This is a genomic window from Streptomyces yokosukanensis, from assembly GCF_001514035.1.
GTDB lineage: Bacteria > Actinomycetota > Actinomycetes > Streptomycetales > Streptomycetaceae > Streptomyces > Streptomyces yokosukanensis.
In genome coordinates, this window is record NZ_KQ948218.1 from 187,090 (window position 1) to 200,723 (window position 13,634).

Here is a 13,634-nt window from a genome sequence, read left to right on the forward strand (position 1 = left end):
CGACCGGCACCTGGGCGAATGACTCCCTATGGCCGACCAGACTCACTCGATCGAGCGAGTTTCATATGAGATTCATTGGGTGCGGACGCTACCCCATGCCGCTGAAGGGCGACGTGTCCTGAGCGACATCGGCCGGTTAGGTTGCACCCATGAGCGAGGATGTACGACTGGTCGCCTGGGTGCGTGGACGCGTGCAAGGTGTGGGTTTTCGCTGGTTCACGCGTGCCAAGGCACTGGAGATCGGCGGCCTGAGTGGTTTTGCTCTCAATTTGGCCGACGGTCGCGTCCAGGTGGTCGCGGAGGGGGCGCGCGAGGGCTGCGAGGGGCTCCTGGACTGGCTCCAGGGCGACGACACGCCCGGACGTGTGGACGGAGTCACCGAGATCTGGGACACACCGCGCGGTGGCTACGACGGCTTCGCCATCCGCTGACCCGATTCTGTAAAGATGCGCAGGCCGGCGCGCGGTGAGCTGCCGGGGGCACGTGCGGGAAGCAGAAACGACCTGGTGGTTGCCAAGAACGGCCCAGCATGGCAGGCTCCGCTGGTACAGCTGATCGCCACGCCCTGAGGGCCCCGGACGACTCGCAGCGCCGCCGCTCTCTCGGCCGCGCGCCCCGGTCCGCCCGCCAATACAGGGCGTGATCGTGTTGACCGTCAAACTTTTTGGTGAGACGCTGAAAGCCCCGCGCACCTTAGCTGTTTGGCATGGAGCAACAGCAGAGCAACACCCGGATGTGCCAAGCACCGCGGGTGCGAATCCCTCACGACCCACACCGCATCGGTCGGTCACTCAGTGTGGAGGACCATCCATCATGGCAAAGGCGCTTCTCGGTTACGTCGGCGGCTCCGACCCTCGACTCCTCGCCGAGATGCGACGGCTGCAGCAGCGTGTCCAGGACCTGGAGTCCGAGCTGGTCAGGATCCAGGCGGAGAACGAAGCGCTGACGGCTGCCGCCTCTCAGGACAGGATCATGGAGAGCATCGACGCACACCAGGCGGAGCCTGCGCTCACCTGATCACTGCATCGCTCCACGACAGCAGTCGCAGCGATCGGGCTGCCGTATCAACCGCTCAGTTGATCGGGCGACCGTAACCCGGCCGCCAGAGTCGCAAAGGGACGCTTCGGCGTCCCTTCCTTCTTGTCCCACGCATCCTTTCACCGTCTTTAACGTACGGTGTGCCCTGCATGTTCAATGGCGAAACCGCGCGGTTGCGAGGGTTCATGGAGTGAGATAGCGCCGCCCGGTAGAGTCCAGCGGCGTGCACCTCAAGGCCCTGACCCTGCGCGGCTTCAAGTCGTTCGCCTCCGCGACCACGCTCCGGTTCGAACCGGGTATCACGTGTGTCGTCGGACCGAACGGCTCGGGCAAGTCCAATGTCGTGGACGCGCTCAGCTGGGTCATGGGAGAGCAGGGCGCCAAGTCGCTGCGCGGCGGCAAGATGGAGGACGTCATCTTCGCCGGCACCACGGGGCGTCCCCCGCTGGGCCGCGCCGAGGTGTCCCTGACCATCGACAACTCCGACGGGGCACTGCCCATCGAGTACGCCGAGGTCACCATCACGCGGATCATGTTCCGCAACGGCGGCAGCGAGTACCAGATCAACGGCGAGACCTGCCGGCTCCTCGACATCCAGGAACTCCTCTCCGACTCCGGCATCGGCCGGGAGATGCATGTCATCGTCGGCCAGGGCCAGCTCGACTCCGTCCTGCACGCCGACCCGATGGGGCGCCGCGCCTTCATCGAGGAGGCCGCGGGCGTGCTGAAGCATCGCAAGCGCAAGGAGAAGGCCCTGCGCAAACTGGACGCGATGCAGGCCAACCTCGCGCGCGTGCAGGACCTCACCGACGAACTGCGCCGCCAGCTCAAACCGCTCGGCCGGCAGGCGGCGGTGGCACGCAGGGCCGCCGTCATCCAGGCGGACCTCCGCGACGCCCGCCTGCGGCTGCTCGCCGACGACCTGGTACGGCTGCGCGAGGCGCTGAAGTCCGAGATCGCCGACGAGGCGGCCCTGAAGGAACGCAAGGAATCAGCCGAACAGGAACTGAAGAAGGCACTCCAGCGCGAGGCCCTGCTGGAGGACGAGGTACGGCAGCTCGCGCCCCGCCTCCAGCGCGCCCAGCAGACCTGGTACGAGCTGTCCCAGCTGGCCGAACGCGTCCGCGGCACCGTCTCGCTCGCCGACGCCCGGGTCAAGAGCGCCACGTCCGCGCCGCCCGAGGAATCCCGCGGTCGCGACCCCGAGGACCTGGAGCGCGAGGCCGCCCGCATCCGCGAGCAGGAGGCCGAGTTGGAGGCCGCCCTGGAAGCGGCCCAGCGCGCCCTCGACGACACCATCGCCCATCGCGCCGATCTGGAGCGCGAACTGGCCGCCGAGGAGCGCCGGCTGAAGGACGCGGCCCGCGCCATCGCCGACCGCCGTGAGGGGCTGGCCCGGCTGAACGGGCAGGTCAACGCGGCCCGCTCGCGCGCCGCCTCGGCCCAGGCCGAGATCGACCGGCTGGCCACGGCCCGCGACGAGGCACAGGAACGCGCCACCCGGGCTCAGGAGGAGTACGAGACGCTCAAGGCCGAGGTCGACGGCCTCGACGCGGACGACGCGGACCTGGCCGAGCAGCACCAGGCGGCCAAGGGCCGGCTCGCGGAGGCCGAGTCCGCACTGGGCGCGGCCCGCGAGGCGCTCACCGGGGCCGAGCGCAGCCGCGCCGCGACCCAGGCCCGCCATGAGGCCCTGGCTCTGGGCCTGCGCCGCAAGGACGGCACCGGCATACTGCTCGGCGCCCGGGACCGCCTCACCGGCGTCCTCGGTCCGGCGGCGGAACTGCTGACCGTCACCCCGGGTCACGAGACCCCGCTGGCCGCGGCGTTCGGCGCGGCGGCGGACGCGATCGCCGTGTCGACCCCGGCGGCAGCGGCCGAAGCGATTCGTCTGCTGCGCAAGCAGGACGGCGGCCGAGCGGCACTGCTGCTGGCAGGGGCGGTCGAGCCGACCTCGGGGGAGGTGCCCCAAAGGGGCGCGGGGAACTGCGCGTCCAGCCACGACGAACCCGCGGTCGCCGGAGCGCAGACCACGGCACCTCCCGGTGCGCGCTTGGCCGCCGACCTGGTTCGCGGCCCTGCCGAGCTGATGCCCGCCGTCCGCCGCCTCCTGCAAGGAATCGTGGTCGTCGGCACTCTGGAGGACGCCGAGGACCTGGTCTACGCCCGCCCGGAGCTGACGGCCGTGACCGCCGACGGCGACCTGCTCGGGACCCACTTCGCGCACGGCGGTTCGGCCGGGGCGCCGAGTCTGCTGGAGGTGCAGGCCTCCGTGGACGAGGCCGCCGCCGAACTGGCCGAACTGGCGGTGCGCTGCGAGGAGCTGGCCGGTGAGCAGCGGACGGCGGCCGAACGCCGTACCGAGGCCGCCGCCCTCGTGGAGGAACTGGGCGAGCGCCGCCGGGCCGCCGACCGGGAGAAGTCGGCCGTGGCCCAGCAGCTGGGCCGGCTCGCCGGGCAGGCCCGTGGGGCCGCGGGTGAGGCCGAGCGGTCCGCGGCGGCTGCCGCGCGGGCACAGGAGGCGCTGGAGAAGGCCGTGCAGGAGGCCGAGGAGCTGGCCGAGCGGCTGGCGGTGGCCGAGGAGATGCCGGTCGAGGAGGAGCCCGACACCTCCGTGCGCGACCGGCTCGTCGCCGACGGCGCCAACGCCCGGCAGACCGAGATGGAGGCCCGGCTCCAGGTCCGTACGCATGAGGAGCGGGTCAGGGGGCTCGCCGGGCGGGCCGATTCGCTGGACCGGGCCGCCCGCGCGGAACGCGAGGCACGCGTGCGTGCCGAGCAGCGCCGTGCCCGGCTGCGGCACGAGGCGGCCGTCGCCGAGGCCGTCGCCTCCGGCGCCCGGCAGCTGCTCGCGCACATCGAGGTGTCCCTCGCCCGCGCCGCGCAGGAACGCTCCGCCGCCGAGGCCGCGAAGGCGCTGCGCGAGCAGGAGCTGACCGCCGCCCGCACCGCCGGCCGCGAACTGAAGTCGGAACTCGACAAGTTGACGGATTCGGTGCACCGCGGCGAGGTGCTCGGTGCCGAGAAGCGGATGCGGATCGAGCAGTTGGAGAGCAAGGCGCTGGAGGAGCTGGGCGTCGAACCGGCGGGGCTCGTCGAGGAGTACGGCCCGCATCAGCCGGTGCCGCCCTCGCCCCCCGCCGAGGGCGAGGTGCTGCCCGAGGACCCCGAGCACCCGCGCAACCAGCCGAGGCTCTTCCACCGGGCCGAGCAGGAGCGCCGGCTCAAGGCCGCTGAGCGGGCGTACCAGCAGCTCGGCAAGGTCAACCCGCTGGCGCTGGAGGAGTTCGCGGCGCTGGAGGAGCGGCACAAGTTCCTCAGCGAGCAGCTGGAGGACCTGAAGAAGACCCGCGCGGACCTGCTCCAGGTGGTGAAGGAGGTCGACGAGCGCGTCGAGCAGGTCTTCACCGAGGCCTACCGGGACACCGCCCGGGAGTTCGAGGGTGTCTTCAGCCGGCTCTTCCCGGGTGGTGAGGGACGGCTGATCCTGACCGATCCCGACAACATGCTCACCACGGGTGTGGACGTCGAGGCGCGCCCGCCGGGCAAGAAGGTCAAGCGGCTCTCCCTGCTCTCCGGCGGCGAGCGCTCGCTGACGGCCGTCGCGCTGCTGGTGTCGATCTTCAAGGCCCGGCCGAGCCCGTTCTATGTGATGGACGAGGTCGAGGCGGCGCTGGACGACACCAACCTCCAGCGGCTGATCCGGATCATGCAGGAGCTGCAGGAGGCCTCGCAGCTGATCGTGATCACGCACCAGAAGCGCACCATGGAGGTCGCCGACGCGCTCTACGGCGTCTCGATGCAGGGCGACGGAGTGTCGAAGGTCATCTCTCAGCGGCTTCGTTAGGGCATTTCAAGATCCACTAGGGGATTGACCCACCTCGTGTTCACTTCTTGAACGTGAGGTGGTTGGCCATATCTGAAAAGTCACAGGCGTTGGGCTATTGACTTCGAAACTTGAAGGCATAGTCTCTGCAACGTTGCTTTTACCTTCAGGTGTAAGTGGTGTGAACGTATGCGCCACTGGAAGCACCTGGAAGGGCTCGCCCCCCACCCGGCAGCGTTGCCGTGGCCCGAGGAGATACACGTGACCAGCACAGCGCAGGCACCTCAGTCAGGATCCAGATCGGCTCATCCCGAGCACCTCGGGCACGTCATCTTCATCGCGGCCGCTGCCGCCATGGGTGGATTCCTCTTCGGTTACGACAGCTCCGTGATCAACGGCGCGGTCGAGGCGATCCGGAGCCGCTACGACATCGGCTCCGCGGCCCTCGCCCAGGTCATCGCGATCGCCCTGATCGGCTGTGCCATCGGCGCCGCGACCGCCGGTCGCATAGCCGACCGCATCGGCCGTATCCGCTGTATGCAGATCGCCGCCGTCCTCTTCACCATCAGCGCCGTCGGCTCCGCGCTGCCCTTCGCGCTGTGGGACCTCGCTTTCTGGCGCATTGTCGGCGGTTTCGCCATCGGCATGGCCTCCGTCATCGGCCCGGCCTACATCGCCGAGGTCGCCCCGCCCGCCTACCGCGGTCGGCTCGGCTCCTTCCAGCAGGCCGCGATCGTCGTCGGCATCGCCATCTCCCAGCTGGTCAACTGGGGCCTGCTGAACGCCGCCGGCGGCAACCAGCGCGGTCACCTGATGGGCCTGGAGGCCTGGCAGGTCATGCTCGGCGTCATGGTCGTCCCGGCCGTCCTCTACGGCCTGCTCTCCTTCGCCATCCCCGAGTCCCCGCGCTTCCTGCTCTCCGTCGGCAAGCGTGAGCGCGCCAAGGAGATCCTGGCCGAGGTCGAGGGCACGGGCGGCGACCTGGACGAGCGCGTCGCCGAGATCGAGCACGCGATGAAGAGCGAGCACAAGTCCACCTTCAAGGACCTGCTGGGCGGCTCCTTCTTCTTCAAGCCGATCGTCTGGGTCGGCATCGGCCTGTCGGTCTTCCAGCAGTTCGTCGGCATCAACGTCGCGTTCTACTACTCCTCGACGCTGTGGCAGTCGGTCGGTGTCGACCCGACGGACTCGTTCTTCTACTCCTTCACGACGTCGATCATCAACATCATCGGCACCGTGATCGCGATGATCTTCGTGGACCGCATCGGCCGCAAGCCGCTCGCCCTCATCGGCTCGGTCGGCATGGTCGTCGGTCTGGCGCTGGAGGCCTGGGCGTTCAGCCACCACCTGGTCGACGGCAAGCTCCCGAGCACCCAGGGCTGGACGGCCCTGATCGCCGCGCACATCTTCGTCCTCTTCTTCGCCCTGTCGTGGGGCGTGGTGGTCTGGGTCTTCCTCGGCGAGATGTTCCCGAACAAGATCCGCGCCGCCGCCCTGGGCGTGGCCGCCTCCGCGCAGTGGATCGCCAACTGGGCCATCACCGCGAGCTTCCCGTCGCTGGCCGACTGGAACCTCTCCGGCACGTACATCATCTACACCGTCTTCGCGGCGCTCTCCATCCCGTTCGTCCTGAAGTTCGTCAAGGAGACGAAGGGCAAGGCGCTGGAGGAAATGGGCTGATCCTCTTCCAGGACACCCCCCCCCGAGACCGAGGAGAAGGGCCAAGTCCCCGCTGCCCCTCTCCTCGTACCATCCGCCGCCCCCGCTCCGGTCACTGCCCGGAGCGGGGGCGGCGGTGTCGTCACCGGACGGCGCCGCGACGCTTAGCCGCCCAGCGCCGGAAGCACCCGCTCCGCGAACAGCCGCAGGCTGCGCCGGCCCTCCTCCACCGGCATGCCGCCGGCCAGCGGATGCAGGACGAGGCTGTCCAGCCCCTGCGCCACGCACTGCTCCGGTGTGAGGATCCGGTACACGCCCTCCGCACGCAGCTCCTCCACCGTCGTCGCCCCGGACTTCACCGCCGAGCGGATCTGCCCCGACTGCCAGGACGCGTACGTCCGCGCCTCGTGCAGGAAGTGCTCGCCGTACACGGCCCAGGCCCGGTCCGGGTCCTCGGAGATGTGCAGGAGCGGGGTCTCGGCGGCCGGCATCATCGTCCAGCCCTCGGTGCCGTACTCGGTGAGCTTCTCCTTGTAGTACGCCTCCAGCTCCGGCAGATGGGCGCTCGGGAAGAACGGCAGGCCGAGCCGGGCGGCCCGGCGTGCGGCGGCCTTCGAGGAACCGCCGACCAGCAGCAGCGGGTGCGGATCGGTGTACGGGCGCGGGGTGAGCCGTACGGTACGGCCCCGGTACTCGAACTCCTCGCCGGACCACGCCCTCAACAGGGTCTGCAGCAGCTCGTCCTGGAGCCGGCCCCGGCGCTTCCAGTCCACGTCGAACAGGGCGTACTCCTCGGGCCGGTAGCCGATCCCGGCCACCGTCACCAGCCGCCCGCCGCTGAGCAGGTCCAGTACGGCGATCTCCTCGGCCAGCCGCAGCGGGTCGTGCAGCGGGCCGATCACCGCCGACACCGTCACGGCGATGTTCCGGGTCGCCCCGAACACCGCGCCCGCGAAGGCGAACGGCGACGGCAGCCAGTTGTTCTCGGCGCCGTGGTGCTCCTCGGTCTGCACGGTACTGATCCCGTGCTCGTCCGCGTACGCGGCCATCTCCAGGGCGGCCCGGTAGCGGGCGGAGAGGGCGGCGGGGGAGGCGCCGGGAGCGACGAGGTTGAAACGGACGACCGTGACGGGCATGGGAAGTCCCCCTCCGGTGCGATGCGGTGGAGGGGGACGGTAACTGACGCAGCGTCAGATGGCTATGGTGGGGCGGGAGGTAGGCGCACGGGATGACCGAAGCCGTACCCACGGATCCACGTGCGGAGGCCGTCCGGGGCCGGATCGCACTGTGGCTCGATCCGGACGATCTGCGGCCCCGGCGCCTGACGGGCGTCAGGCGTCGACGGTCGCGGGCTCCTCGACCGGCTCGGCGGCCTCGGCCGGGTGGACCACCGCCGGCTTCGGCAGCGCCATGTAGAGCAGGCCCGAGACCACGATCGTGGCGACCCAGCCGAGGCCGTACTCGCCGATGACGTTGTTCTTCGCGAGCGGGCCGGTGAACCAGTCCGAGGTCGTGAACATCAGACCCGAGACCAGCCCGATCGCCCAGGCGGCCACGGCCGCGAGGGAGAAGCCGCCCTTGTACCAGTAGGCGCTGGCGCGGGTGGTGTCGGCCATGGCCGCGCCGTCGTACTCGGTACGGCGCAGCATGTCCGCGCCGAAGACGCCGACCCAGGCGGAGAAGGCGACCGCCAGCAGCGACAGGAAGGCGATGAACGAGCCCATGAAGCTCGTCGCCACCAGCATCAGCACACCGCCGAAGATCAGCGAGATCACGGCGTTCACCGAGACCGCCCAGTGGCGCGGCACCTTGAAGCCGAGGGTCTGCGCGGTGAAGCCCGCCGAGTACATCGACATCGAGTTGATCAGCAGCATGCCGATCAGCGCGATGCACAGGTACGGCACCGCGATCCACGTCGGCAGGATCTCGCCGAGGAAGGACACCGGGTCGGTGGCCGAGGCCAGGTCCGGCGTGGACACCGCCATCACCGCGCCCATCAGGACCATGGGGAGGACGACCACGCCGGCGCCGCCGACCGCCGTGCCCACGATCGCCTTCGAGGACGCCGTACGCGGCAGGTAGCGGGTGAAGTCCGGTGCGGTCGGGATCCAGCTGACACCGCCGGCCGCGATCATGCCGACACCGGTGATCACCGCGGCCGTGGAACCGGCGCCGTGGTGCATCACCTTCGACCAGTTTGTGTTCACGGCCAGGTACACCAGCACCAGCACCGAGAACAGACCGAAGAAATAGGTCGCGTACTTGTTGCACTTCTGCACGGCGTTGATGCCGAGTCCGGAGATCGCGAAGGTCGCGACGACGAAGATCAGCAGCGTCACCATGTCCAGCACGCTGTTCGCCTTCAGGTCGAACAGGATGTCCAGGATGGTGAGCATCGCGTAGGCGCCGGTGACCGCGTTGATGGTCTCCCAGCCCCAGCGCGCGACCCAGATCAGCGAGCCGGGCAGCAGATTGCCGCGCTGGCCGAAGACCGCGCGCGAGAGCGCCATCCCGGGCGCGCCGCCGCGCTTGCCGGCGATGCCGATCAGCCCGACCAGCCCGTACGACACGATCGGCGCGGCCACCGCGACGACGAGCGCCTGCCAGATGTTCAGGTGGTAGGCCACGACGAGGCTCGCGCCCATCGTCAGCAGCAGCACGCTGATGTTTGCGCCGACCCAGGTCGGGAACAGCTCCCGGGTCTTGGCGGTGCGTTCGTGGTCCGGGACCTGCTCGATGCCTCGGGTCTCGAGAGCGCCTTCGGTCTCGACGGTTTTGGTCATGAAGAAACGGGCCAGACGTGGGGGGACAGTGGACGATCGGACTCTACGCGCGTCAACAGAGCCGCCACCATCGTACTTTGCTCCGACTCCTCGCTTTACGTGGCGTTTGTCTCTCGGAGGAAGCCACAAACAGGCTCTCGTCGTCACCCATGGCTGATACTGGACGGGTTATGGAAACCGTCATCCTTGCTGTAGTCATCGCCGTGGTCGTGATCGGCGCGCTCGGTGGGCTGATCGTGGGCACCCGGCGCAAGAAGCCGCTGCCTCCGCCGCCCCCGAAGACGCCCGACATCACCGCGCCCCCGGCCGAGCCGCACGTCGGCGACGAGGCCGAGACGCCGCGCGACGAACCGCGCCGGACGATCGAGGAGGTGGATCTACCGGGCGGCCCCGCGGTCGCCGTGGAGGAGCCCCCCGCTGTCGAGGCTCCCGAGATCGAGGTCCCGGAGCCCACCGCAGGCCGGCTGATCCGGCTGCGCGCCCGCCTGTCCCGCTCCCAGAACGCCCTCGGCAAGGGCCTGCTCACGCTGCTGTCGCGCGAGCACCTGGACGACGAGACCTGGGAGGAGATCGAGGACACCCTGCTCACCGCCGACGTCGGCGTCCAGCCCACCCAGGAGCTGGTCGAGGGCCTGCGCGAGCGCGTGAAGGTGCTCGGCACCCGTACCCCCGAGGAGCTGCGCGGTCTGCTGCGCGAGGAGCTGCTCAAGCTGATCGGCACCGACGTCGACCGCTCGGTGAAGACCGAGCCCGAGGACCGCAAGCCCGGCATCGTGATGGTCGTCGGCGTCAACGGCACCGGCAAGACCACCACCACCGGCAAGCTCGCGCGCGTGCTCGTCGCCGACGGCCGTACGGTCGTGCTCGGCGCCGCCGACACCTTCCGTGCCGCCGCCGCCGACCAGCTGCAGACCTGGGGCGAGCGGGTCGGTGCCTACACCGTGCGCGGGCCGGAGGCGGGTGACCCCGCCTCCGTCGCCTTCGACGCGGTCAAGGAGGGCAAGGAGATGGGCGTCGACGTCGTCCTCATCGACACCGCCGGCCGTCTGCACACCAAGACCGGCCTCATGGACGAGCTGGGCAAGGTCAAGCGGGTCGTGGAGAAGCACGCGCCGCTGGACGAGGTGCTGCTCGTCCTGGACGCCACCACCGGACAGAACGGCCTGGTGCAGGCCCGGGTCTTCGCCGAGGTCGTGGACATCACCGGCATCGTGCTGACCAAGCTGGACGGCACCGCCAAGGGCGGCATCGTCGTCGCGGTCCAGCGGGAGCTGGGCGTGCCGGTCAAGCTGGTCGGTCTCGGCGAGGGTGCGGACGACCTCGCACCGTTCGAGCCGGAGGCGTTCGTGGATGCCCTGATCGGCGAGTGACGCATACCGACATCCGCAGGTGCTCAGCGAGAAGCGCCCGGACCCGCGATGAGCCGGGGACGGGCGCTTCGCCTTGTCCGGGCTCTCTCAGGCCCGCGCCCGCGACCGGTGGGCCACATACGCCAGCGTGCCCAGCAGCAGCCGTGCCGCCGGCGGCCGCGTCGCCGAGTCCAGCGCGGGCGGGCGCAGCCAGCGCACCGGCCCCAGACCGCCCCGGTCGGAGGGCGGCGCGGTGATGTGCGCACCGGCACCGAGGCCGCGCAGGTCCAGGGCCGAGGGGTCGTCCCAGCCCATGCGGTAGAGAAGCCGGGGGAGTTCGGCGGCGGCGCCGGGCGCGACGAAGAAGTGGGCGCGGCCGTCCGGGGTCGCGGTGACCGGACCGAGGGGGAGCCCCATGCGCTCCAGGCGGACCAGGGCGCGGCGGCCGGCGGCCTCGGAGACCTCGACGACGTCGAACGCCCGGCCCACGGGCAGCATCACCGCGGCCCCCGGAAACTCCGACCAGGCCTTGCTCACCTCGTCCAGGGTGGCCCCGGCCGGCACCTGGGGCGCGAAGTCCAGCGGGTGCGCGCCCGGCGCCGGGCAGTCGGCGCGCCCGCACGAGCAGGCGCCCGCCGCGGCCCGCGCCCCCGGCACCACGTCCCAGCCCCACAGTCCGGTGAACTCGGCGACGGCGGTGCATTCCGACGAGCGGCCGCGCCGACGCGTGCCGGAACGGATCTCTCGAATGCCGCCGATCGTGAAGCCCATGCCCCCTCCAACGGGTCCGGCGCGCCGGTGGTTACGACACGGAACGAGACGGAAGCGGAATGTAACGCTACGACACCGCCCGCCCCTGCCGACGCGAGGTCAAGGCGGCGCCTTGAAGCGCACCGGGTGGCACATCGGGGCTTGCACGCCCCCTGTGCGCGTCACTCCGCCCACTCCCGGCCGTCCTATGTCAAGTGAATCGCGTACGGGCGACCATGGGTTCATTCGAAGGGGTGGCGAATGGTGGCGTTTCCGGGATCCCCGTGGCTGAGCGGGTGATCGTAGGATTACTGTGAGTGTGCGAGTCCGGGAGGCATATGCATCGATGGGTATGCCGGAGGCGAGTCGTCAGCTCGTTCGACGGGTGAGAATCTGCGGACGGGAAGCCGTATTTACCGGCATTCTGATAGGGCTTGGCGCACTCGACGACAAGTGGTCTCAGGGATGGGGGCGTTCCAGTGGGCGGCAACAGCGGTAGCGTGACGAACGCTGACAAGCGCCCCAACGAGCTGCTCGGCTCGTGGTTCGTGCGCAGCGGCTGGTCCAAGGGCGAGCTGGCGCGTCAGGTGAACCGCCGGGCACGCCAGTTGGGAGCCAACCACATCTCCACCGACACCTCGCGCGTGCGCCGCTGGCTGGACGGCGAGAACCCGCGCGAGCCCATCCCACGCATCCTCTCGGAGCTGTTCTCCGAGCGCTTCGGCTGTGTGGTCTCGATCGAGGACCTCGGCCTGCGCGCCGTCCGCCAGTCGCCCTCCGTGTCCGGGGTCGACCTGCCCTGGACCGGCCCGCAGGCGGTCGCCCTGCTCAGCGAGTTCTCGCGCAGCGACCTGATGCTGGCCCGGCGCGGCTTCCTCGGCACCTCCCTGGCGCTGTCCGCCGGCCCGTCCCTCATCGAGCCCATGCAGCGCTGGCTCGTCCCGACCCCCACCTCCCCGGGCCCCGCCGAGCCGGAACCCGTCGTCGACCCCCGCAGGCCGGGCCGGCTGTCCCGGCCCGAGCTGGACCTGCTGGAGTCCACCACGCGGATGTTCAGGCAGTGGGACGCCCAGTGCGGTGGCGGCCTGCGGCGCAAGGCGGTCGTCGGCCAGCTGCACGAGGTGACCGACCTGCTCCAGGAACCCCAGCCCGAGGCCACGACCCGCAAGCTCTTCAAGGTCGCGGCCGAACTCGCCGAGCTGGCGGGCTGGATGAGCTACGACGTCGGTCTGCAGCCCACCGCGCAGAAGTACTTCGTCCTCGCGCTGCACGCCGCCAAGGAGGCCGGTGACAAGCCGCTCGGCTCGTACATCCTCTCCAGCATGAGCCGCCAGATGATCCATCTCGGCCGGCCCGACGACGCCCTGGAACTTATCCACCTCGCCCAGTACGGCAGCCGCGACTGCGCGAGCCCGCGCACCCAGTCCATGCTGTATGCGATGGAGGCCCGCGCCTACGCGAACATGGGCCAGCCCGGCAAGACCAAGCGCGCGGTCCGCATGGCCGAGGACACCTTCGCCGAGTCCGACGAGTGGGACGAGCCCGACCCCGACTGGATCCGCTTCTTCTCCGAGGCCGAGCTGTACGGCGAGAACTCCCACTCCTTCCGTGACCTCGCCTACGTCGCCGGACGCAGTCCCGCCTACGCCTCCCTGGCCGAGCCGCTCATGCAGCGGGCGGTGGAGCTGTTCGCCAAGGACGGCGAGCACCAGCGGTCGTACGCGCTCAACCTGATCGGCATGGCCACCGTGCACCTGCTCCAGCGCGAGCCCGAGGAGAGTTCGGCCTACGCCACACAGGCCATGGACATCGCCAAGAAGGTCCGCTCCGAGCGTGTGAACACTCGTATTCGAAAGACGGTCGACACGGCCGTACGCGACTACGGCGATCTCACGGTCGTCGTCGACCTCAGCGATCAGCTCGCCGTCGACCTGCCGGAGACCGCGGAAGCGGTCTGACACCCCCGGCCACCCGGCCCCGGCCGCGGCCGGTCCTCCCGAACTGCCCGACTCGGCTCCCCCGCGCCAGGTCATCGGAGAGGCCCGCCGCGGCCGGCCCCCTTCGCGCCCGGACCGGCGCCGTTCTCGCGGATGCGGTTGCCCGCCGCCGTGGTTTCCCGGTCGCGCCTGCGGTGGCATCCATGACGGTTGCGTCACGATAACGATCGGCGCGGCCGGGATCCGGCAGTTCATCGACGCGTAACACGCAGGGCGCCTTCGTCACCCCGGC

The 13,634-nt window shown here is 70.2% G+C and carries 9 protein-coding genes; 6 read left to right on the plus strand and 3 right to left on the minus strand.

The window, feature by feature from the left end:
- Positions 1–149: 149 nt before the first annotated feature.
- From AQI95_RS30030 to AQI95_RS30045, 4 genes are all read left to right on the plus strand, one after another.
- Positions 150–431, plus strand: a complete 282-nt coding sequence (locus AQI95_RS30030; protein WP_031167288.1) for an acylphosphatase — start codon at positions 150–152, stop codon at positions 429–431.
- Positions 432–813: 382 nt separating this feature from the next.
- A complete protein-coding gene (locus tag AQI95_RS30035; RefSeq protein WP_014675251.1) occupies positions 814–1,017 on the plus strand; it encodes a hypothetical protein in 204 nt (67 codons plus the stop codon).
- 244 nt (positions 1,018–1,261) lie between these two features.
- A complete protein-coding gene (gene smc / locus AQI95_RS30040) occupies positions 1,262–4,885 on the plus strand; it encodes a chromosome segregation protein SMC (RefSeq protein ID WP_067130735.1) in 3,624 nt (1,207 codons plus the stop codon).
- 240 nt (positions 4,886–5,125) lie between these two features.
- The gene (locus AQI95_RS30045) at positions 5,126–6,544 is read left to right on the plus strand and encodes a sugar porter family MFS transporter (protein ID WP_067130738.1); all 1,419 of its coding nucleotides are present in this window, start codon (positions 5,126–5,128) and stop codon (positions 6,542–6,544) included.
- 143 nt (positions 6,545–6,687) lie between these two features.
- Here AQI95_RS30045 and AQI95_RS30050 read toward each other — a convergent pair whose 3' ends face one another.
- Complete coding sequence (locus tag AQI95_RS30050; RefSeq protein WP_067130740.1) at positions 6,688–7,659, minus strand: LLM class flavin-dependent oxidoreductase; 972 nt, start codon at positions 7,657–7,659, stop codon at positions 6,688–6,690.
- A 195-nt stretch (positions 7,660–7,854) separates the two neighbouring features.
- Positions 7,855–9,306 carry a cytosine permease gene (locus tag AQI95_RS30055; RefSeq protein ID WP_067130743.1) on the minus strand — a complete coding sequence of 484 codons (1,452 nt, stop codon included), beginning with the start codon at positions 9,304–9,306 and terminating at the stop codon, positions 7,855–7,857.
- 170 nt (positions 9,307–9,476) lie between these two features.
- On the opposite strand from AQI95_RS30055, the gene ftsY reads away from it, so the two are divergent.
- On the plus strand, positions 9,477–10,676 hold the full coding sequence (ftsY, locus tag AQI95_RS30060; RefSeq protein ID WP_067130747.1) for a signal recognition particle-docking protein FtsY: 1,200 nt from the start codon (positions 9,477–9,479) through the stop codon (positions 10,674–10,676).
- 87 nt (positions 10,677–10,763) lie between these two features.
- Here the strand turns inward: ftsY and AQI95_RS30065 are convergent, their stop codons facing one another.
- Positions 10,764–11,426 carry a bifunctional DNA primase/polymerase gene (locus AQI95_RS30065; protein WP_067130750.1) on the minus strand — a complete coding sequence of 221 codons (663 nt, stop codon included), beginning with the start codon at positions 11,424–11,426 and terminating at the stop codon, positions 10,764–10,766.
- 458 nt (positions 11,427–11,884) lie between these two features.
- Between AQI95_RS30065 and nsdA the strand changes: the two genes are divergently transcribed.
- Entirely contained in the window at positions 11,885–13,363 is a 1,479-nt protein-coding gene (nsdA, locus tag AQI95_RS30070; protein ID WP_067130753.1) for a transcriptional repressor NsdA, read from the plus strand.
- Positions 13,364–13,634: the final 271 nt, after the last annotated feature.

Bases quoted from the DNA above. Each gene is read 5' to 3' on its own strand.
- AQI95_RS30030 (WP_031167288.1), top strand. From the start codon at position 150: ATGAGCGAGGATGTACGACTGGTCGCCTGGGTGCGTGGACGCGTGCAA.
- AQI95_RS30035 (WP_014675251.1), top strand. From the start codon at position 814: ATGGCAAAGGCGCTTCTCGGTTACGTCGGCGGCTCCGACCCTCGACTC.
- AQI95_RS30050 (WP_067130740.1), bottom strand. From the start codon at position 7,659: ATGCCCGTCACGGTCGTCCGTTTCAACCTCGTCGCTCCCGGCGCCTCC.
- AQI95_RS30055 (WP_067130743.1), bottom strand. From the start codon at position 9,306: ATGACCAAAACCGTCGAGACCGAAGGCGCTCTCGAGACCCGAGGCATC.
- ftsY (WP_067130747.1), top strand. From the start codon at position 9,477: ATGGAAACCGTCATCCTTGCTGTAGTCATCGCCGTGGTCGTGATCGGC.
- AQI95_RS30065 (WP_067130750.1), bottom strand. From the start codon at position 11,426: ATGGGCTTCACGATCGGCGGCATTCGAGAGATCCGTTCCGGCACGCGT.